General features: G+C 60.2%; 19 protein-coding genes and 1 tRNA gene. 3 read left to right on the forward strand and 17 right to left on the reverse strand.

Annotated features, from left to right (window positions below; translation table 11 throughout):
• Positions 1 to 828: a hydrogenase nickel incorporation protein HypB gene (hypB, locus tag BN1128_RS18345; RefSeq protein ID WP_209428590.1), complete on the reverse strand. Its 828-nt coding sequence runs from the start codon at positions 826 to 828 to the stop codon at positions 1 to 3.
• Here hypB and BN1128_RS26340 point away from each other — a divergent pair.
• Positions 712 to 1089: a hypothetical protein gene (locus BN1128_RS26340; RefSeq protein WP_244464627.1), complete on the forward strand. Its 378-nt coding sequence runs from the start codon at positions 712 to 714 to the stop codon at positions 1087 to 1089. The genes hypB and BN1128_RS26340 overlap by 117 nt on opposite strands.
• On the opposite strand, the gene hypA is transcribed toward BN1128_RS26340, so the two are convergent.
• The 16 genes from hypA to BN1128_RS18420 all read right to left on the reverse strand — a co-directional run bounded on the left by hypA (position 1067) and on the right by BN1128_RS18420 (position 17877).
• On the reverse strand, positions 1067 to 1408 hold the full coding sequence (hypA, locus tag BN1128_RS18350; RefSeq protein ID WP_021140355.1) for a hydrogenase maturation nickel metallochaperone HypA: 342 nt from the start codon (positions 1406 to 1408) through the stop codon (positions 1067 to 1069). The genes BN1128_RS26340 and hypA overlap by 23 nt on opposite strands.
• 81 nt (positions 1409 to 1489) lie before the next feature.
• Entirely contained in the window at positions 1490 to 2494 is a 1005-nt protein-coding gene (hypE, locus tag BN1128_RS18355; protein WP_042871409.1) for a hydrogenase expression/formation protein HypE, read from the reverse strand.
• Positions 2495 to 2579: 85 nt separating this feature from the next.
• Positions 2580 to 3692 (reverse strand): hydrogenase formation protein HypD, encoded by a 1113-nt coding sequence (hypD, locus tag BN1128_RS18360; protein ID WP_042871411.1) that lies wholly within the window; start codon positions 3690 to 3692, stop codon positions 2580 to 2582.
• Positions 3686 to 3937 carry a HypC/HybG/HupF family hydrogenase formation chaperone gene (locus BN1128_RS18365; RefSeq protein ID WP_042871412.1) on the reverse strand — a complete coding sequence of 84 codons (252 nt, stop codon included), beginning with the start codon at positions 3935 to 3937 and terminating at the stop codon, positions 3686 to 3688. Before BN1128_RS18365 ends, hypD begins: the two co-directional genes overlap by 7 nt.
• A 5-nt stretch (positions 3938 to 3942) precedes the next feature.
• A complete protein-coding gene (gene hypF, locus BN1128_RS18370) occupies positions 3943 to 6345 on the reverse strand; it encodes a carbamoyltransferase HypF (protein ID WP_042871415.1) in 2403 nt (800 codons plus the stop codon).
• Positions 6342 to 8231, reverse strand: a complete 1890-nt coding sequence (gene selB / locus BN1128_RS18375; protein ID WP_042871417.1) for a selenocysteine-specific translation elongation factor — start codon at positions 8229 to 8231, stop codon at positions 6342 to 6344. Before selB ends, hypF begins: the two co-directional genes overlap by 4 nt.
• A 4-nt stretch (positions 8232 to 8235) precedes the next feature.
• Complete coding sequence (gene selA / locus BN1128_RS18380; protein WP_042871418.1) at positions 8236 to 9723, reverse strand: L-seryl-tRNA(Sec) selenium transferase; 1488 nt, start codon at positions 9721 to 9723, stop codon at positions 8236 to 8238.
• A gap of 267 nt (positions 9724 to 9990) precedes the next feature.
• Positions 9991 to 10082, reverse strand: a tRNA-Sec gene (locus BN1128_RS25600).
• Between the two features lie 213 nt (positions 10083 to 10295).
• On the reverse strand, positions 10296 to 10787 hold the full coding sequence (gene hycI, locus BN1128_RS18385) for a hydrogenase maturation peptidase HycI (RefSeq protein WP_042871420.1): 492 nt from the start codon (positions 10785 to 10787) through the stop codon (positions 10296 to 10298).
• Positions 10787 to 11200, reverse strand: coding sequence for a formate hydrogenlyase maturation HycH family protein (locus tag BN1128_RS18390; protein ID WP_042871422.1), 414 nt, complete (start codon positions 11198 to 11200; stop codon positions 10787 to 10789). Before BN1128_RS18390 ends, hycI begins: the two co-directional genes overlap by 1 nt.
• Complete coding sequence (locus tag BN1128_RS18395; protein WP_005333324.1) at positions 11193 to 12008, reverse strand: NADH-quinone oxidoreductase subunit B family protein; 816 nt, start codon at positions 12006 to 12008, stop codon at positions 11193 to 11195. The genes BN1128_RS18390 and BN1128_RS18395 overlap by 8 nt, the downstream gene beginning before the upstream one ends.
• On the reverse strand, positions 12008 to 12565 hold the full coding sequence (locus BN1128_RS18400; RefSeq protein WP_042871424.1) for a formate hydrogenlyase complex iron-sulfur subunit: 558 nt from the start codon (positions 12563 to 12565) through the stop codon (positions 12008 to 12010). Before BN1128_RS18400 ends, BN1128_RS18395 begins: the two co-directional genes overlap by 1 nt.
• A gap of 9 nt (positions 12566 to 12574) precedes the next feature.
• On the reverse strand, positions 12575 to 14293 hold the full coding sequence (locus BN1128_RS18405) for a hydrogenase large subunit (protein ID WP_042871427.1): 1719 nt from the start codon (positions 14291 to 14293) through the stop codon (positions 12575 to 12577).
• Positions 14294 to 14358: 65 nt separating this feature from the next.
• Positions 14359 to 15312, reverse strand: a complete 954-nt coding sequence (locus tag BN1128_RS18410; RefSeq protein ID WP_042871429.1) for a respiratory chain complex I subunit 1 family protein — start codon at positions 15310 to 15312, stop codon at positions 14359 to 14361.
• A gap of 1 nt (position 15313) precedes the next feature.
• Positions 15314 to 17197, reverse strand: a complete 1884-nt coding sequence (gene hyfB / locus BN1128_RS18415) for a hydrogenase 4 subunit B (RefSeq protein ID WP_042871431.1) — start codon at positions 17195 to 17197, stop codon at positions 15314 to 15316.
• On the reverse strand, positions 17197 to 17877 hold the full coding sequence (locus BN1128_RS18420) for a 4Fe-4S dicluster domain-containing protein (RefSeq protein WP_042871433.1): 681 nt from the start codon (positions 17875 to 17877) through the stop codon (positions 17197 to 17199). The genes hyfB and BN1128_RS18420 overlap by 1 nt, the downstream gene beginning before the upstream one ends.
• A gap of 519 nt (positions 17878 to 18396) precedes the next feature.
• Between BN1128_RS18420 and BN1128_RS25605 the strand changes: the two genes are divergently transcribed.
• Together BN1128_RS25605 and BN1128_RS18430 are read left to right on the forward strand one after the other, a co-directional pair.
• Positions 18397 to 18993: a hypothetical protein gene (locus BN1128_RS25605; protein ID WP_156140495.1), complete on the forward strand. Its 597-nt coding sequence runs from the start codon at positions 18397 to 18399 to the stop codon at positions 18991 to 18993.
• Positions 18990 to 19445 carry a surface-adhesin E family protein gene (locus tag BN1128_RS18430; RefSeq protein WP_052445537.1) on the forward strand — a complete coding sequence of 152 codons (456 nt, stop codon included), beginning with the start codon at positions 18990 to 18992 and terminating at the stop codon, positions 19443 to 19445. The genes BN1128_RS25605 and BN1128_RS18430 overlap by 4 nt, the downstream gene beginning before the upstream one ends.
• Positions 19446 to 19496: the final 51 nt, after the last annotated feature.

Consider the following 19496-nt stretch of genomic DNA (forward strand, 5'->3'; position numbering starts at 1 on the left):
TCAGGCACTGGCCAGCCAGTTCAGCCAGGCATCCATCCCTTCGCCCGTGGTGGCGCTGACCTGGATCACCTGAATATAGGGGTTGACCCGTTTGGCGTTCTCGATGCAGCGGGTCACGTCAAAGCTGACGTAGGGGAGCAGGTCAATCTTGTTGATCACCATCAGCTGGGCGGCGGCGAACATGTCCGGGTATTTGAGGGGTTTCTCTTCCCCCTCGGTGACGGAGAGGATCGCTACCTTGTACTTCTCGCCGAGATCGAAGCTGGCGGGGCAGACCAGATTGCCCACGTTTTCGATAAAGAGGATGCCCCCTTCATTGGCGGGCAGCTGGTGGCAGGCGTCGTGGACCATTTTGGCATCCAGATGGCAGCCCTTGCCGGTGTTGATCTGCACGGCAGGGACGCCGGTGGCGCGGATACGGTCTGCATCGGCGCTGGTCTGCTGATCCCCTTCGATCACCGCGCAAGGGCGCTTGTCGGCCAGCTGGCGCAGGGTTTCGCACAGCAAGGTAGTTTTGCCTGAACCCGGGCTCGACACCAGATTGAGCACCAGCTGGGCCGCCTCGTCGAAGTGCTCGCGGTTGTGGGCCGCCAGGGCGTTGTTCTTGGCCAGCACATCCATCTCGATGGCGATCAGCTGGCGCTGCCCCATGCCGGGAACCGACAGTCCCGCTTCCCCTTTGCCGTAGTGCAGATCATCCTGCTGATGGTCATGGTCATGGTCATGGTCATGCGGATGAGCGTGGGAATGCTCGTGGTCATGATCATGATGGTCGTGGGGGTGATCATGGTGGTGCTCGTGAGGGTGATCATGACCCTCTGTCCCCATAGGTGCCCGTACCCCGTGGTAGTGGTGATGGACATCCCCCTGATGGTGGTAGTGGTGGTGAATAATCAGAGTACGTGGCGCGCTCTGCTCGTGGTCATGATGGTGATGTGCGTCATGAGCATGATGATGGCCGTGCTCATGAGCATGTTCATGGTCGTGATCGTGGGGGTGGGCATGGTCGTGTTCATCTTCATGGCCGGCGATCCGCGCCTGGCCGCATCCGCATACGCTACACATATCAACTTACCTCGATGTCGGTGATGCGCAGGCTATCGCCCTGCGCGACGCGTAATTTGTATCCGCCACACTCGGGGCAGGCTTGCCCGCGCTCGGTGAGGGTGACCGTCTTGTTGCAGTCGTAACACCAGGCCTCGGCCGCCTGGTGCTGAAAGTGGAGCTGGGCCCCTTCGACGGCGGTGCCCTTGGCGGCGGCCTCGAAACAGAAGGCGATGGTGTCCGGGTCAACGCAGGAGAAGCTGCCGACCTCGAGCCAGAGTGCGGTCACCTTGTTAAAGCCCCGCTGGGTGGCCTGTTCGGCCGCCAGATCGATGGCGGCCATGGCCAGAGACATTTCGTGCATGGTGGCTCCTTAACCGATATGGGGAGGAGTGACTCCTCCCCCTAATTGGGAAAACGGCATATGGGTGAACGGCATGGCCGATCAACAGATCCGCGGCAGCAGTTCCCCTTGCGGCAGCTCCAGATAACGGCGGCTGCCCCAGGGGTTATTGAGGATCACCTTGTGACGCTCGCTCGCTTGCACCACACCGATCTGGCTGGCGGCGGGGTTGAATTGCTGCAAGATGCCCAGTGCGTCCTGCGCCTGTTCGGCAGGCAGGGCCAGCACCATGGTTCCCTCGTTGGCGAGATCATGGGGCTCGAAGCCATAGAGTTCGCAGAGGCCGCGCACCGGATCGCACACCGGAATGGCGGACTCCTCCAGCTCGATGGCCACTTGGGAGGCGGTGCTCCATTCATTCAGCACGGCAGCGAGGCCACCGCGGGTGGCATCGCGCAGGGCGTGAGGGGTGATCCCCGCTTGCAGCAGCGCTTCTACCTGCGGCCAGAGGGTGGTGCAGTCGCTTTTCAGATCAGATCCCAGCTGCAGGGCGTCGCGGGCCATCATGATGCAGGCGCCGTGGCTGCCGATATCCCGCGACACCAGAATGGCGTCACCGGCCTTGAGGTTGCGCACCGAGATACCCCGGCTCTGTTCCGGCAGCGGAAAGGTGCCGACCCCGCTGGTGTTGATGAAGATCTTGTCGGCTGCCCCCTTGGGCACCACCTTGGTGTCGCCGCAGACGATGCGGGCGCCGCTGTTGGCCAGCTCTGCGGCCATCGACTCGACGATGCGGGCGAGATCGGCGTAGGGGAACCCCTCCTCGATGATGAAACTGCAGCTCAAATACTCGGGCTTGGCCCCCATCATGGCCAGATCGTTGACCGTACCGGCGATGGCCAGCTTGCCGATATCGCCCCCCTCGAAGAAGAGCGGCGAGACGGTAAAGCTGTCGGTGGTGAAGGCGACGGGCCCGCTTACCGGCAGTAGGGCGGCATCTTCACCGCGCAGCAGGATCTCGTTGCCAAAGTGGTGAAAGAAGAGCTGGTTGATCAGCTGGTTCATCTCCACACCACCGCCGCCGTGGCTTAACTGAATTTCTCTCATCGGGTCTGGTTCTCCACAAGATTGCCGAAACAGGCTGGTTCATCTCTCCTCATCACCCGACCAGCGTGGCTTAACTGAATTTCTCTCATTGGATCCCCATATATCGGTAGTAGGCATTGCAGGCCCCCTCGGAGCTGACCATGCAGCTGCCCATGGGCTGGGTCGGGGTGCAGCCCCGGCCAAAGACTTTGCACTGATTGGGCTTGGCTAGGCCGCGCAGAATATCGGCGCACTGGCACGCCTTGTGGTCATCGATGGGGGTCTGATCAAGTTGGAAGTGACGCTCCGCATCGCGCTTGGCAAAGGCATCCCGCAGGCGCAGGGCGGAGGCATTGATGTCCCCCAGACCTCGCCAGCGAAAATGCTCGCGGGTCTCGAAAAAGCGCTCGACCAGCCGCTGGGCGGCTTTATTGCCACTGGCAGTGACGGCGCGGGTGTACTGCACCTCCAGCGCGTAGCGGCCTTCCACCTTCTGGCGCACCATCATCAGCAGTGCCTCCATCACATCCACCGGCTCGAAGCCGCTCACCACCACAGGCACCTGATAGCGTTGGACTATGGGCAGGTAGATATCGGCGCCTGTGATGACGCTGACGTGAGAGGGGCCGATAAAGGCGTTCACCTTGGCAACCCCGTCGGCCATCACAGCGTGAATGGCGGGGGGCACCAGCACATGGTTGATATGAAACAGCAGATTCTCGACCCCTTGCTCTTCAGCTGCTGCCAAGAGCGCGGCCGTCATCGGGGTGGAGGTTTCGAAACCGATGGCGAAGAAGACCACGGTTTTCTCCGGGTTCTCTTTGGCGATGCGCAGGGCGTCGAGGGGGTCATAGACGGGGCGGATATCGCTCCCCCTGGCGCGCTGCTGGGCCAGCGTGCCTTTGGAGCCCGGCACCCGGATCATGTCCCCCAGGGTCACCAGAATGACGTTGGGCTCTCTAGCCAGTTCGATGGCCTGATCGATGCGCTCCTTGGGCATGATGCAAACCGGGCAGCCGGGGCCGTGGACGAACTCTATGCTGGCCGGCAGCAACTGGGGCAGGCCGTATTTCATGATGGTGTGGGTATGGCCGCCGCACACCTCCATCACCCGCAGCGGCTCGGGGAGTAATTTGGCCTGTTCGGTGATCTGGGCGGCGAGGGCGCGGATGACGTCGGGCTGACGAAAGCCCTGAAACAGGTCATTCAAGGTCAGCATGGCAAGATATCCTGATCGGGCATCAGGGCCACCATCTGGCGGAAGCTCTCGAGGCTGGCCTGCGCCTCCTCTTCGTCAATCTTGCTCATCACAAAGCCGATATGGAGCAGCACATAGTCGCCGAGGTTGAGGGGCTCTTCGAGCAGCATGCAGCTGACACGCCGCTGTACCCCCAGGGTATCGACGGTGACGCAGTTATCTTCGGGGTGCAGTTGCACCACCTGAGAGGGGATGGATAGACACATGGATTTCAGGACTCCGACAAGGTGACACAACCGGTTGTGACAGGCTGATGCGTGGCAAGATGGTGGATGGCAAACCAGAGCTGACCGGCGGCGATGCCACCGTCATTGAGCGGCAGGTTTTCGCTGGTCAATACCTGCCGTTCTGCCGCTTCGAGAGCAGGCACCAGCAGATCCATCAGCACCCGGTTTTGAAATACGCCGCCCCCGAGCGCCACCGGATAGCCGGGGAAGCACTCGGCCAGGGCGATCACCAGAGCGCTGACCGCGTGGATAAAACCGGCGGCCAGGCTGGCGGTGGAGGTGCCTTTTCGCTGCTCGTTGATAAGGGTGTTGAGCAACTCGGCCCACTCGATGTGCAGTGGCCCCTCTGCGCTCTGGTGCAGGCCAAAGGCGAGGGGGAAGGGTAATTCATCCGGTGTCAGCTGCAAGGCGGCTGCCTCCAGCAAGAGTCCCGCCTCTCCCTCGTAGTCGGGGGCATCGATCAGCCCCAGCAGCGCCGCCACGGCATCGAACAGCCGACCGATGGAGCTGGTGTAGGGGGCGTTGCGACCCAGATGCCAGAGCTGGTGCAGGTTGCTGATCCGCTCGATAGGTAGCTTGCTTACCAACGGAATATCGAGGGCGCGGATCTGCTCCAAGTCATAGGATTCGAACAGCAGTCCCAGCAGTTGGCGCACCGGCTCGCGGATGGCCGCCTCGCCGCCGATCAACTTGAAGGGTTTGAGGTGAGCGATCCGCTCAAATCCCTGAACGTCAGCGATCAGCAGCTCGCCGCCCCAGAGGGTGCCGTCATCGCCAAGGCCGGTGCCATCGAAGGCAACACCCAGCACCGGGCCTGTGATCTCATGCTCGGCCATCACCCCTAGCAGGTGGGCGTGATGGTGCTGCACCTCGATATGGGTGGCGTTGTGCTCGCGGCAGTAGTCCCTGGCCCACTGGTGGCTGAGGTAGCCGGGGTGGCGATCCGACACCAGCAGTTCGGGCTTGAGCTCGTAGAGATCGCGAAAGGTCGCCAGGGTCTGCTCGAAGTGACCCTGCATCGGCAGGCTGTGCAGATCGCCGATATAGGGGCTGTAGATACGCTGGCGGCCGAAGGCCAGCGCCAGCTGGTTCTTCTGCTGCGCCCCGACTGCCAAGAGCGGCACCTTGACCGCCTCTTTCAGGCTGGGGGTGCAGGGGGCATAACCTCGGGCTAGCCGCAAAGTCTGGCGTCGTCCGCCAGCCCACTGCACCAGACTGTCGTCGCAGGGGTGCAGTATGGGGCGGTTGTGATCCAGGATGCCGTCAATCTCGCCCCCGAGTTCCCTGACCACAGCCTCGCATTCGATCAGAATGGGGCTGCCGCGACCATTGGCGCTGGTCGCCACCAGCGGTATGGCACAGGCATCCAACAGCAGTTGATGCAGCGGGGTGTAGGGGAGCATGACCCCAAGGTAGGGGATGCCGGGGGCGATCCCCTCGGCCAGCGGCGCGGCTGACTGTCGGTTTTCTGAGAGCCGAGCATCGTTAATGCGCTTGCGCAGCAAGGTAATGGGTCTGGCCTGAGAGGCGAGCAGCTTCCACTCCGCCTCGCAGCCGCTCACATGCAATTTGGCCTCGGCAAGGGAGCCCATCATCACCGCCAGCGGCTTGCGCTCGCGCCGCTTGAGCTGGCGCAGCCGTGCCACGGCGGACTCGCTGCGCGCATCACACATCAGGTGATAACCCCCCATCCCCTTGACCGCAATCAGCGCGCCAGCTTGCAGGGCGCTTGCTGCTGCTTGCAGGGCATCCTCGCGCTCGGCCAGGGCATCGCCGTGGCCGGATCGCCAGCTGAGATGGGGCCCGCACTCGGGGCAGCTCACCGGCTGGGCGTGGTAGCGTCTGTCCAGCGGGTTTTCATAGGCCGCAGCGCAGTGCGGGCACATGGCAAAGCCCGCCATGGCGGTGTGGGGGCGGTCGTAGGGGAGGTGGTGGATGATGGTGTAGCGCGGGCCGCAGTGGGTGCAGTTGGTAAAGGGGTACTGGTGGTGGCGATCTTTGGGGTTGGCCACATCCCGGGCGCACGCCTCGCACATCCCCTGATCCGGCGAGATGGCGACCGTGGCGGCGCTCTGCTGCTGGCTGGCCTTGATATGAAACTGGCCGTCGTAGTCGGGATTATGTTCGGAGCCAGCGTCTCGGGGCTGTTCCCGCTCGCTGAAATGATCGATGCGGCTAAGCGGCGGCGCCAGTTCGCGCAGTTCGCGGGCAAAGGTGGCGAGCTGCTCGGGGGATCCCTCGGCACCTATGGTGACGCCGCTCGCGTCGTTCAGCACATAGCCGGTAAGGCCGTGGCGCAGTGCCAACCCATAGACGAAGGGGCGAAAGCCGACCCCCTGCACTATGCCGTTGATATGAAATTCGCGGCGCAATCGGGTGGCCGTCATGCCGGCTCCTGCAGCAAGGCATCTTGAGTTTGTGGCAAACGCAGCACCCGGCGCTCGTTCTCCTCGCGCCGCACCCAGCCATCCATCTCCATGCGCAGGCAAAACGGAATGGCGTATTTACGCGACAAACCGGTGATCTCCTTGAGGGATGCCATGTCGATCAGATCTCCCACCTGCTGGCCCGCCAGCACGGCGGCGACCATCTGGTTGTAGAGCACGGCGTCGTAGTAGATGGGGCCATCGAGCTGCACCAGATACTTGAGTCGCGCCAGGTTGCGCAGCTGCTTTTGCAACGCGCCTTTTTGTTGCAAGCCCTGCTGCAGGGCCGCGGGCAGCTTGCGGGTGATAAAGGGATCCAGCTCCACGCCGCCGGGGCCCAGTTTACCGGGCTCGTAACCCTCCTTGCCTTGATCTCGCACCACTTTGAGCACCAGCTGTGCCTCTTCCCCCAAATCATCTTCCGACTCGCCGCTGCCCGGTTGCCACTTGTCATGGTGCAGGCGAACAAGCTGCTCGCTCTTGAGCTGCTGGAGCAGGGCTTGCGTGACCGGCAAGGCGATGCCAAAGCGGGTCGCCAGCTCGGCGGCGCTGAGCGGTTCGCTTTTCAGCGTGGCGAGCAACTGATCGCGGCTCTGAGCCAGCCAGTGGCTATCCAGCAGCCAGTCACCGAGGGGGGTAACCTGCTCGGGCCGTGTGTCAAAGTGGCTGGCCAGTACATAGCCGTTGAGCCCCAGCTGCAGGGTGGCGGGGTTGTAGCGATCCAGCGGATCTGGCAGCTCGCCCAGCAGGGTGTGCAGCGTTTTGCGTCTGGCGGGGTGAATGTCGCCGCACCAGACGATGCGGGCGCCGTGCAGCAGCTCGCTGCTGCCGTGGCGGATAATGGCAAGCGGCTGGCCGAAGAAGCAGGGGATGGGGTTGGCAAAGAGCAGCCGTGCCAGCCGGGTGTCCTTGATGGGTACAAAGCGAGCCCGGCCATGCCAGCTGCCGAGGGCCACCTCGACCTCCTGTGTGCGTAGCGCCTTGCCGCTCAGGCTCTCGCCGTTGAGTCGTACGATAAGGTGGGTTGCCGCCTCGCACTGGCCAGCGGCGCTGGTGAGGCAGTGACCGCGTGCCACCTCCTTGTGGGGCACTTTTTTAAGGCCCACCGCCACCCGACAGACGGCGCCAATTTCCTCGACGCTCTGGTGATAGGCCTGCAGGGAGCGTACCTGCACCTCTCGATCGGCGGGGTAGAGGCGCAGCTTGTCCCCCACCTTTAGGCTGCCCTGTTGCAAGGTGCCAGTGAGCACGGTACCGGTGCCGTTGGCGGTAAAGACCCTGTCTACATACAGTCGCGGGGAGCCCTGTTCGCGGGCAGCGTGCGATGCTGGCAGATCGGCAAGCTGGCCCACGATGGCGGTGTGCAGGGCTGCCATATTCTCACCGGTCTTGGCGCTGATGCTGACGATATCGGGCACCATGCCGCTCTCGTCCATCACCCGCTCCAGCAGGCTCTCTTCGAGGAGTGCCAGCTCGTCGGGGGAGACCAGATCGCACTTGTTGATGCAGACCACCAGACGCGGCACCCCCATCGCCTTGAGCAGGCGCAGGTGATCGCCGGTCATCGGCATCCACCCCTCGTCGGCGGCAATCACCAGCAGCACCAGATCGAGACTCCAGAGCCCCGCCACCATGTTGCGGATATAGCGCTCGTGGCCGGGCACGTCGATGACGCCTATGGTGTTGCCCTGACCGTCGTCGAAGTGGGCAAAGCCGAGATCCTGGGTCATGCCGATGGCCTGCTCGTGGGCGCGGGCGGTGGTGATGCCGGTGAGGGCCTTGATCAGCAGGGTCTTGCCGTGATCAACGTGGCCGGCAAGGCCGATAACGGCGCGATAGGGGGTCATGGGATCAGGACTCCTCTGTTGCATTGATCGAGGCAGGTAGCAGCAGCTCGTTGAGCTGGGCGATCAGCAGTTCCATCTCGGTCGGCAGCAGGGTCGCCATATTGAGCTGCACCTTCTGCTGGCGTACGGTGGCAATCACCGGCACCGGCAGTTCGCGCAGGGCATCGAGCAGTTGCTGGGCCGGACGCGGGTCTGTGCACTCCAGCGCCGGCGCCGGATAAAACTCGTCCGGCAGGGTGCCGCCGCCCACCACCAGCTGGGCGGGGACCGGCACAAAACAGCCGGGCAGGGCGGCCATCAGCTGATCTGCCCGCGCCTGCATGGCGGCAGGGTTGCTCAAAGTACGCTGGGCGATGCCTTCGCCGATGGGGGACTTGTTGAGCTTGTGGATGAGCAGGCGTTCCAGCAGGGAGTAGACGATGCGGCTCGGGCGGAAGGTGCGCATCATGGGGTGTTTTTCCAGCCGCTTGATGAGATCGCTTCGGCCGCTGATGATGCCAGATTGCGGGCCCCCCAGCAGCTTGTCACCTGAGTAGCAGACCAGATCCGCCCCCGCCTTGATGTACTGGCGCACCGAGGTTTCGTCCGGCGCAAACTCCTCTGTGGTCAAGCCCGAGCCCTGATCCACCGCCAGCACCACGTGTTCGGGCAGGGCGCGGGCCACCTCGCCAATATCGGGGGATTCGGTAAAACCGCGAATGGCGAAATTGGACTTGTGCACCATCAGCACCAGCGCGGTCTGATCGGTGATGGCATCGAGGTAATCTTTGGCGGTAGTGATATTGGTGGTGCCCACCTCCACCAGTTTGGCGCCGGAGAGGGCCAGAATGTCGGGGATGCGAAAGCCGCCACCAATCTGGATCTGTTCGCCGCGCGAGACGATCACCTCGCGCCCCTTGGCTATCTCCTGCAGCAGCAGGAAGAGGGAGGCGGCGTTGTTGTTGACCACCAGCGAATCCTCGGCCTGGGTGAGGCAACGGAGCAGGGGAGCGATCAGCCCCTTGCGCCCGCCGCGCTTGCCGGTGGCGAGATCCAGCTCCAGATTGTTGTACCCGGTGTTGAGGTCACGCACCTCGTCCCACAGCTCATGACTTAACGGCGAACGTCCCAGATTGGTGTGCACCAGGGTGCCGGTGGCGTTGATCACCCGAGTCTGACGCTGGCGCAATTGCTGCTGGCAGCGTTTGGCAATCAGCGCCTCGATCTGCTCGGGGGCAACCCCATGCTGGCGAAAATCTTCGCTCTGGCGCAGTTCGCTCAGGGTGTCGCGCACCGCCTGTGTCACCAGCGGGCGGCTCAGCGCCTCGATAAAACCGGCGAGAAAGGGTTGCTGCAGCAGCTGTTCCACTTGCGGTAGACGGCGCGCTTGTTGCTGGCTGGGCTGTGGCAGTGAATCTGGCAGTGAATCTGGCAGTGAATCGTCGGCAGTCGGACATGATTCGGGCTGACTGTGAAAGTGGGCGATGGCTGGCGCGTGAGACGGGTTCGGCATGGGATTACCAGGGCAGAGCGTGGGTTTGACATGCACACAGCTTCGCCGATAGAGAGGCCGAGTTGACGGGTTATTTCAGTGCTGGCTGATTACTTATTCTTGCAAATATCGCGCATAAATTAATGATGAATTGATGCTGATAAATTAATTTTTGGCCAGAACGACAACCTGTGGTCGGATTATATTGGCAAGCGGCAAGCACCGTTTTTAAACAAGCATCAACCGGCTTTGAAATGTGGTTGATTCGATTTGTCCAATATATGTAATTGGCGGAAGAGGCAGGAATCGAACCTGCCAAAGCCTTCTCGGCTCACATCGGTTTTGAAGACCGAGGAGGCCACCAGACCCCATCAACTTCCGTGATGGCCGCCATTTTGTGGCAAATTTCTGTGACTGGCAACGCTTTTTTTGTCATAAAAAATGGAGGCTTAGCGATTTTTTGAAAAATGCAAAGAACCTTGTTTTATATCAAGTTCAGCACAATTAGCCCGATGTTTTTAATTTAACATCGGGCCTCGATCACATTGCCGGAACCCTTGGTCAATAACGGTCGTTAACAACTCGATAAATAATTATCGCTCGGCGTTGGTAATATTCCACTGGTCCAGTCTTTCTATTAACAAGCTGGTATCTTTGGCGGCATCAAGGTGCTGATAAAGATAATCCATCGCCTCGCTCACCATCTCGGTCATCGGGAAGGAAAACGCAACGATGGCCGGTTGTACCCCGACAAAAATCACCTCGGGGACAAAGGTCTTGAGCTCGTCGATCAGGAAATTGAGCGGCATATTGTGGGTCGAGAAGATAAACATCTCGGCGATGGTTTCGGGGGGGATCACCTGCAGGGTGCCCGCCTTCTCGCCGATCTCGGCGGCATCCACCAGCACCACCCGCGCCGGTTGCAGCTCCCGCACCTTGTAGACCGCATTTTCCGGCGCTATGCCGCCATCGATGTGGATCCAGCCGGGCAGGGGGGCAGCTTGCAGTTTGTCCGCCAGATAAGGGCCGGCACCATCGTCCCCCATCATGGCATTGCCCACGGTCAACACGAGATTGCAGCCCATCAGCGGCTCCTTACCATCAGGTACATATGGGGATCGTTATAGAGGGCGGTGAGCTGATCCATAAAGGTATTGGTCCAGCTCAACTCCTGCTCATCGAGCACGCCTTCCGCTTTACGCAGTCGGTCGAAGGCACAGGCCAGCATATGGCAGTGCTCGCGATAGATGGTGATCTCGCCAAAGGTGAGAAACCCCTCCATCTTGCGGCGCGCCTCGCTGCCGGTCGGCAGCTTGGCGACCCAGTCGCGATAACCCGTTAGCGGGCAGACCAGATCGGCACTGAGGCAATCGACAATGCCGAGGTGATGGCCGATGGCGAGGCTGTAGTACATCACCTCTTTCGCCTCCTCCGGCACATCGAACTGCTCATCCACAAACTTGCGCGAGAGGCGGTAGAAGAAAACCTGGTCAGCCATGCACGGCCTCTCCCTTGCCTGCTGCCCGGTTGAGGCAGGCGTTGGCCAGGTTGTTGACGATCTCCGACAGGCGCGGGTCGTCGTGCTGATCGAGGTAGCTCTGGATGCGCAGATCCACATCCTGCTGGGTCGCCCCTTCGAGCAGTGCCATAAACTCGTCGGCGATGATCCGCCCCTGCCGGTAACCGGCCATGCGGCGCGCTTCGCGCTCGATCATCACCCGAATTTCATTGGGGATGCCGGTGTGGCGCAGCTCGACCCGCTCACCCGGTTGCACCTCGTGGCTGGTGGCTTTGAGTTTTTGCTCAAGCAGACCGAGCGCCACCGCAAAGCCATAGATGGTAGCCGCGGGAGTGGGGGGGCAGCCGGGGATATAGACATCCACCGGCACGATTTTGTCGGTACCGCCCCAGACGCAGTAGAGGTCGTGGAAGATGCCGCCGTCACAGCCGCAGGCGCCGTAGGCGATGCAGATCTTGGGATCGGGGGCCGCTTCATAGGCGCGCAGGGCAGGCACCCGCATCGCCCGGGTTACCGCGCCGGTAAAGAGCAGGATGTCGGCGTGGCGGGGGGAGGCGACCACCTTGATGCCGAAGCGCTCGGCATCGAACAGCGGTGTGATGGTGGCGAAGATCTCTATTTCGCAGGCGTTGCAGCCACCGCAATCGACCCGATAGACATAGGCCGAGCGGCGAATGTCTTTGAGCAGGGTTTTCTTGAGTTTGGTGATCTCGGGGTCCTGTGCCAGCGGCACGGCGCGGGTATGGGCATGGCCGACAACCGGTTCTATGCCTTTGATCTTGCTCATCACATCCACTCCTGTTGTGTGGTAATCGGTGTGGCAATTGGTGTGGCCAGGGCCGAGTCAGGCTGGTTCAGCATGCTCTGTTTTCGTTTGCAGTCGGGGCAGTGGTGCAGCCGCTCCGGGGTCGCCAGCGGCGTGCCCGCCTGCTTGAGGGTGTCCTCCACCAGCGCCACTAGCTTGCTCGGGGCAAAGTAGGTGCCGCACAGGGTGCAGGGGGCCAGCGCGAAGCGGGCCTCCTCATACAAGTCAGCCTTGTTGGTCACCGCCAGCTCGAACTCGGGGGAGAGGGCGATGGCGCGGGTCGGGCAGACCTCTTCGCAGCGGCCGCAGAAGATGCAGCGGGCCATGGAGATCTCCCAGCGTCGCTCGCCGGTTTCCATATCGACTTCCATCACCAGCGCGTTGGCCGGGCAGGCCTTGGTGCAGGCGGCGCAGGCGATGCACTGATCCGCCTGATATTTCGGTTTGCCGCGAAAATCCCGGTTCACCTCGTAAGGGGCGAAGGGGTACTTGGCGGTCGGTGTGCCAGCCTTGAGGATGGTCTTGAACAGCTTGATCATGATGACCCCTTACTTGAGCGGAGAGTTTTTGCGGTCGATACCGTAGCGCTCGATCTCCTTGTAGGAGACCACGGTGGACTTGCCCTTCTTGGGGTCGACCAGGGTGACCCGATCGGTACAGGAGTAACAGGGATCCAGACTGCCGATAATGAGCGGCGCATCGGCGACGGTATTGCCGCGCAGCATGTAGCGCAGGGCGGGCCAGTTGGCGTAGGTGGCGGCGCGGCAGCGCCAGCGGAACAGCTTCTGGTTATCCCCGGTCATGCTCCAGTGGACGTTCTCTCCGCGGGGCGCTTCGGTAAAGCCCAGCGCAAATTTGCCCGGCTGATAGGTGAACCCTTCGGTGAGCAGCGGCCCCTCCGGCAGGTGCTCAAGGCCGAACTCAATCATGTCAAGGGAGTCGTAGAGCTCGTGGATGCGCACCAGCACCCGGGATTGCACGTCGCAACCGGCTAGGGTCTGGATCTCCATCGGCAATTCGCGATAGGCGGCAAAGTCGTGGACCCGGCGCACGTCGCGCTTGAAGCCGCTGGCCCGCACCATGGGGCCGACGCAGCTGAAATCGCGGGCGATTTGCGGGTCGAGGCGGCCTATCCCCACCAGACGGGAGGTGATGTTGGCGGTGTCGAGCAGCATGGCCACCAGCGGTTTCAACTCATCACGCAGTTCCCGCACCAGCTGGGCGCCCTTGATGCGATCTTCCTTGAAGATGTCGCGGCGCACCCCGCCAATCAGGTTGAGGCCGTAGGTCTTGCGGGCGCCGGTCAGCAGCTCGGCCAGGGTCATGGATTTCTCCCGCACCCGGAAGAACTGCATAAAGCCGGTGTCGAAACCGGTGAAGTGGCTCGACAGGCCGATGTTGAGGATGTGGCTGTGCAGGCGCTCTACTTCCAGCAGCACGGCGCGGATCATCTTGGCCCGCTCGGGCACCTTAATGCCCATGGCGTTCTCTACCGAGGTGGTATAGGCCACGCTGTGGGTAAAGCCGCAGATGCCGCAGACCCGATCGGTCAGAAACGCCACTTCGTTGTAGCCCATGCGGGTTTCCGCCAGCTTCTCCATGCCGCGATGGACATAGAAGAGGCGGTAGTCGGCATCTATGATGTCTTCCCCATCGACGAACAGACGAAAATGCCCCGGTTCGTCCGAGGTGATGTGCAGCGGGCCGACCGGCACGATGCGGTTGGCATCACTGCCCAATTCGTTGACGAAGGGGTAGGTCTCGGTGTCGGTGGTGGGCATCGGGCGCTGGCGGTAATCCATGGCGTCCTTGCGCAGCGGGTGGATATCCTCCGGCCAGTCATCCGGCAGCACCAGACGGCGTTCGTCCGGCAGGCCGACGGCGCGCAGGCCGTACATGTCGCGGATCTCCCGCTCGCCCCACACCGCCGCCGGAATGGTCGGGGTGATGGAGGGGTACTCCTGCTCGATGGCATTGACCAGCACCTTGACGGTGATCCAGCTCTTGGTGTCGCACTCCATGGAGAAGACGTGGTAGACGGCGAAGTGGCCGTTGAGGCTGCGCTCGTCATTGGCAAACGAAACCGAGAGCCAGCCGCCCTGCTTGTGGAAGATCAGGCTGGTGAGGGCCACTAGGCTGGTGGGCTTGACGGTCAGGGTGGCCTGATCGGCGGTCTGCCACTGCTCGTCGATGATGGCGTGGGGCAGTTGCTGTCGCAGTTGCTGGATATAGTCGCAACCGATGCGATCCGAAATGGCGATGGTCATGCAGTTCTCACTTTAAATTCGCAAATGATGAAATCGAAAAAAGCAGCTGTGATGGCGGGCATGAGTTATACCCCGACCAGATAGGCGAGCAGCGCCAGCAGGGCCAGCCCCAAGCCATAGCGGGTGAGCTTGTGGGTGCGCACGAACTGGGTGCGGGCCATGGAATTCTCGATGATGCCCGCGAGTGAAAAGGCCACCAGCAGCTTGCAGAGCAGGATCAGGGCGGCCACCGCCAGCGCGGGCAGGCTCCAGTTCGCCGCCTTGCCGAAAGGCAGGAAGATCACCAAAAAGAGCTGCACCACCACTAGCTGCTTGAGGCCCATGCTGAGCTTGAGCAGTGCGAGACCTGCGCCCGAGTACTCGGTGAGCGGCCCTTCCTGTAGCTCCTGCTCGGCTTCGGCGCAGTCAAAGGGCAGCTTGCCCATCTCCACAAACACCGCGAAGGCGCAGGCGGCCCCCGCCAACAGGGTAGCGATGGGCGCGGCCAGCGGCTGGGTGGCCACATAGCTGCTGATGTTGCCCAGATCCGAACTGCCCACCATCATCGCCATGATGAAGCAGGCGAGCACCAGAATGGGCTCCACCAAAATCCCTAAGGTCAGCTCGCGGCGGGCACCGATCCCGGCAAACATGCTGCCGCTGTCCAGCCCCGCCAGGGAGAAGAAGAAGCGGAAGATGGCGAACAGGTAGATGTCGGTGATGAGATCCCCGGCGATGGGAAAGGGGGACTCGTGGGTCAGGGTCGGCAGCGCCATCGCCACCAGCAACAGGGCTGCGATCAGCAGCGCAGGCATCAGGTTGAAGATGATGCCGGCAGGCTCCGGGGTCACCTCCTGGCGGCGCAGGAGCTTCCCGATATCCCGGTAATCCTGCAGCAGGCCTGGCCCCTGACGGGAGTGCATCTTGGCCCGCAGCACCCGGTTGAAACCGGTGGCCAGCGGCGCCAGCGCCAGCATGGCGATGGCCTGGGTCAGGGCGAGGGCAACCATGCCCCAGCTCGGCATTTCAAGAACAGGCATATCAGACTCCTACAGCCATCAGGATAAAGAGCGCCAGCACCAGGCCGTGCAACAGCCAGCCAGCGGCAGAGGGAGACGCGCTCACCCCGTGCAGGGCGGTGGCCAGATCGAGATGCGGCTGCTTGCGATAGAGCGGCGCGCAGAGCTGGCGCAAGGTGTGGGTGACACCGCCGGAGGTGAGGCTCATGCGCTCCTCATAGGCGTAACCGCAGGCCCACGGGGTACCGGCGTGACGACGACCCAGCTTGGGCCCCTTGAAGATGGCCACGACCAGCAGCGGGATCAGGAACAGCCCCAGCAGGGTGATGGCAATCACCGGTGGGGAGAGGATCGCCTGTGAGCTGTCGAGCGGCAGCAGGGTCGCGCCAGTGGCCACGCTCATTTGGCCCATGAGGTGAGAAGAGACGAGGGCCTGACCGTAGCCGCTGACAAAGGGGGCAATCCAGGGGGCGCCCAGACCCAGCACCAGACAGACGGCTGCCAGCAGCAGGGTGCCTGCCACCATGGCGTTGGGTACTTCGCGGGCCTGACTCGCTTTTTCGCTGCGCGGGGCGCCGCAGAAGCAGATGCCATACACCTTGACGAAACACATCACCGCCATGGCGCCGGTCACCGCCAGCATCACCACTGCCAGCGGGGCAACGACAGAGGTGCCGAGTTTGGTCATGGAAAGCAGCGCCTGATAGATAAACCACTCGCTGACAAAGCCGTTGAGGGGCGGCAGCGCCGAGATGGCCATGGCACCGATAAGGAACGCCAGCGCGGTCCAGGGCATCAGTTTGGCCAAGCCACCCATCTTGTCCATGTCACGGGTGTGCAGGCGGAACATCACAGATCCGGTGCCCATAAAGAGCAGGCTCTTGAAGATGGCGTGGTTGAGCAGGTGATAAAGCGCACCGAGCAGCCCCAGCACCACCAGCGCCGGTTGCTGGTTAGCGATGCCGATCATGCCGATCCCCATCCCCATCAGGATGATGCCGATGTTCTCTACCGTGTGGTAGGCGAGCAGCCGCTTGAGATCGTGCTCGGCCAGTGCAAACAGCACCCCGAGCACTGCCGAGCAGGCACCGAAGATCAGCACCATGTAGCCCCACCAGAGCTGGCTGGCGCCGAGAAAATCGATGCTGACTCGCAGAATGCCAAACAGACCGAGCTTCACCATGACGCCAGACATCAGCGCCGAAATATGGGAAGGGGCGACGGGCTCGGCTACTGGCAGCCAGCCGTGCAGCGGCACGAAACCGGCGCGCAGGCCAAAGCCGCAGAAGCTGAGCAGGAAGACCAGGGATGCCAATGCGCCCGCCAGATGGTGCTCGCGCAGCGCGGCGAACTCCAGCGAACCGCTGTCGCGGCAGAGCAGCCAGAAGGCGACCAGTACCAGCGCCATGCCGATATGGTTCATCACCAGATAGAGGCGGCTCTGTTTGGCGGCATCGGGGTTGGTCTTGACCAGCCAGTAGGTGGTGAGGGTCACCAGCTCGTAGCAGAGCAAAAAGCCCAATGCATTGTCGGCCAGCACCATGCCCACCATGGCGAACAGGAAGAGGTTCATCAGCACGCCAATGGCCACATCCCCCTTGCCCTGATACTCGCGGATATAGGCAAAGGAGTAGAGGGAGACAGCCAAGCCCACGAGCGTGATCACCAGCAGCATCAGGGCAGAGAGCATATCCAGATGCACCGAACCCAGCAGCCAGAGCTGGCCGTCGATGGGGGCACCTTGGGCCAGCGCCTTGATGGCGGCAACAACACCGGCGAGCGAGCCCAGCAGGGCAAAGCCGCTATTGAGGCGGTTGGCAAGCCAGGGCTGCTTTTGCAGCAGCAGACCGGCGGCTGCGCCCAATAGAAAGAGCACGAGCGTGCCCATAACAAGCGGGGACAACATCAGCGAACTCCCTCTGTGGTTGAAGCGTCGAGTGAAGGGGGCGTGGTCGTGGAGGTCGAACATGCAGAGGCCGAGAATGCGGGCGCACCTTCCGGGTGAGCGTTGGCGGCTTGCAGGCGACGGTCGCGGGCAGCGTTGGCACAGGCCGTGTCGTTGACGATGCTCAGTGACTGGGAGGGGCAGGCCTCGATGCAGGCGGGGCCTTCGGCGCGAAACTCGCAAAGGTCACATTTGACCGCAATGCTGCGCACGCCCGGTTCCCAGCTCAGCAGATCCTCGCCAAAGCAGCGCAGACCGGCGGAGGTGGAGGGATTGCTGGAGCGGATGGAGCAGGGAATGTAGGTGTCGTAGCTGTTGGCCATGGCCACCGGCCGGCTGCCACCGCTCTGGATGGCGCCGAACGGGCAGGCCACGGCGCAGAGGTTGCAGCCGATGCAGAGCGACTCGTTGAGCTGCACGCAATCGCCGGTCTGGCGAATGGCCTCGACCGGGCACACCTTGATGCAGGGGGCATCGTCACAGTGACGGCACTGAACCGGCATGGTCGCCTGCTCGTGTCGCATAACGGTTAAACGGGGGGCTTGCTGCAAACCTTGCGCCTTGTGAACCGTACTGCAGGCCGCCATACAGGTGCCACAGCCAATACAAAGCTTGGGGTCAGCGATAACGAAGCGGTTCATAGCCTACCTTGTCGTGTCGCGAACGGAGAGAATAGGGGCAGGATGGCAAAATGCGGGCCAGATTGGTTCTTGCAGATAAATTGGTTTTAAGTAGCTGTTTTTAAATGAATAAAAATCTTCGTGTGGTTGAGTGAACGCGCTGATGTGGCTGTCGAACTGTGACCTTCGTCACTTGTGACGAAGGTATCGACAGAGAGTGTTGGCAGTGATCACAGAAATTTATTGAAGTTAGAGCTGTTGATTGGCTCCTTATTGCTGAAACAGCGAGACTTGGTTCAAGCATAAAATGACTTGTGACATGGGGATAAATAACAAAATTGTTGATAGTTAGAATGGACAAGAAAGATATTTTCATATCTGAATAATTTGGATAGGATTCTTATGAGTGCCAATCGCTTTGTTTTGTGTAACTTTTGAGCATAAGTGGTGCACGTAGGGCGATGCTTTAATAATTAAAGGATTTTTATTTAAAGCAGCCATAATAAGAAACAACTGAAGTTGATAAAAATGATCAAAAAAATGAAAGCTTCCATAGCTACGATTTTGTCGGTGATAAGTTTCAACGGTCTGGCTGCAGAATCAGGAATAACACATTTTTCAAATTGTGATGCATCCTTTTTTACTGCTGCGGCTAATAACCCACGGTTAAGAACAATTCCTGAAAGATTATACTCATCAGATTTAAAGAAAGATAAAAAGGTAAAGCTTGACTTGCATTACACAACACCGGAAGGAATAGAGGTATCCGGTTTTGTGGTAACATACACAGACTTTGATGCGTATAAAGAATATACGCCGATGGATGTGAGAGGACAGTTTTATTACTGGGGGTTTACATCAACCCAACCCATCGAAACTGTGGTCGCTCTTATGTCGAAGACATTGAGTTTGCAAAAATTGGACGATGAGAATTATGTTTTCAATCCGATGATAAGAAATGAAGGCTCAAACTGGGTGAAGAATAACTCTGCCGTTACAGATATATCTCCTGCAGAGAAAACGACAGAAAAAGTATTTTTAATTGAGAAGGCAGATAACCAAACTGTAGAAATACTCTGCTCCCTGCAAGGTAGTGTTAGTCAGCAAGATTTATATGAAGCAGGAGTACAGAAATGACATCTAAATCATTTTTTATTGGATTGCTGGCTGTACTTTTATCAGGTTGTGCTGGTGTAAAGAAAGATGAGCCTTTACCGAAAGGATATAGCTTGGCAAGCTCAAATGACTTGATGGATACATATTTTGTCAAACCTGACTCATGGTTCTATAAAGGTAATAAAAATGTGCGTCAGTTAGAGGTGGTTAAAGCACTAAAAAAAGAAGATGAAGTGGAGGGGCATAAATTTATTGCAATTAAAACGAAATATGTATTTGATTGCGAAAATAAAAATAAATACACAAAAATCCCAAGTGGCTTTTTTGACAATAAATATGCGATTGGGAAGCCTGTTGTCCCATTTCCTTTTAGCTCAAGCCGTTGGTTATTCGCTAAGGATGGATCATCAGAGGGTGTGATGTGGGATGTGCTTTGTGTTCAGCTAATGGCTGAGGTAGATGCGAAATCGTAATGTCACTTTAACGTGTTATTTATATAAGCATAGAATTTTTGCTGGGTTTAT

It is taken from the genome of Aeromonas piscicola (assembly GCF_000820005.1).
GTDB lineage: Bacteria > Pseudomonadota > Gammaproteobacteria > Enterobacterales > Aeromonadaceae > Aeromonas > Aeromonas piscicola.

Excerpts from the sequence above, each read along its gene's own strand:
- BN1128_RS26340 (WP_244464627.1), top strand. The coding sequence starts at position 712 with ATGGTCATGGTCATGGTCATGCGGATGAGCGTGGGAATGCTCGTGGTC.
- hypB (WP_209428590.1), bottom strand. The coding sequence starts at position 828 with ATGGGGACAGAGGGTCATGATCACCCTCACGAGCACCACCATGATCAC.
- hypA (WP_021140355.1), bottom strand. The coding sequence starts at position 1,408 with ATGCACGAAATGTCTCTGGCCATGGCCGCCATCGATCTGGCGGCCGAA.
- hypE (WP_042871409.1), bottom strand. The coding sequence starts at position 2,494 with ATGAGAGAAATTCAGTTAAGCCACGGCGGCGGTGGTGTGGAGATGAAC.
- hypD (WP_042871411.1), bottom strand. The coding sequence starts at position 3,692 with ATGCTGACCTTGAATGACCTGTTTCAGGGCTTTCGTCAGCCCGACGTC.
- BN1128_RS18365 (WP_042871412.1), bottom strand. The coding sequence starts at position 3,937 with ATGTGTCTATCCATCCCCTCTCAGGTGGTGCAACTGCACCCCGAAGAT.
- hypF (WP_042871415.1), bottom strand. The coding sequence starts at position 6,345 with ATGACGGCCACCCGATTGCGCCGCGAATTTCATATCAACGGCATAGTG.
- selB (WP_042871417.1), bottom strand. The coding sequence starts at position 8,231 with ATGACCCCCTATCGCGCCGTTATCGGCCTTGCCGGCCACGTTGATCAC.
- selA (WP_042871418.1), bottom strand. The coding sequence starts at position 9,723 with ATGCCGAACCCGTCTCACGCGCCAGCCATCGCCCACTTTCACAGTCAG.
- hycI (WP_042871420.1), bottom strand. The coding sequence starts at position 10,787 with ATGGGCTGCAATCTCGTGTTGACCGTGGGCAATGCCATGATGGGGGAC.
- BN1128_RS18390 (WP_042871422.1), bottom strand. The coding sequence starts at position 11,200 with ATGGCTGACCAGGTTTTCTTCTACCGCCTCTCGCGCAAGTTTGTGGAT.
- BN1128_RS18395 (WP_005333324.1), bottom strand. The coding sequence starts at position 12,008 with ATGAGCAAGATCAAAGGCATAGAACCGGTTGTCGGCCATGCCCATACC.
- BN1128_RS18400 (WP_042871424.1), bottom strand. The coding sequence starts at position 12,565 with ATGATCAAGCTGTTCAAGACCATCCTCAAGGCTGGCACACCGACCGCC.
- BN1128_RS18405 (WP_042871427.1), bottom strand. The coding sequence starts at position 14,293 with ATGACCATCGCCATTTCGGATCGCATCGGTTGCGACTATATCCAGCAA.
- BN1128_RS18410 (WP_042871429.1), bottom strand. The coding sequence starts at position 15,312 with ATGCCTGTTCTTGAAATGCCGAGCTGGGGCATGGTTGCCCTCGCCCTG.
- hyfB (WP_042871431.1), bottom strand. The coding sequence starts at position 17,197 with ATGTTGTCCCCGCTTGTTATGGGCACGCTCGTGCTCTTTCTATTGGGC.
- BN1128_RS18420 (WP_042871433.1), bottom strand. The coding sequence starts at position 17,877 with ATGAACCGCTTCGTTATCGCTGACCCCAAGCTTTGTATTGGCTGTGGC.
- BN1128_RS25605 (WP_156140495.1), top strand. The coding sequence starts at position 18,397 with ATGAAAGCTTCCATAGCTACGATTTTGTCGGTGATAAGTTTCAACGGT.
- BN1128_RS18430 (WP_052445537.1), top strand. The coding sequence starts at position 18,990 with ATGACATCTAAATCATTTTTTATTGGATTGCTGGCTGTACTTTTATCA.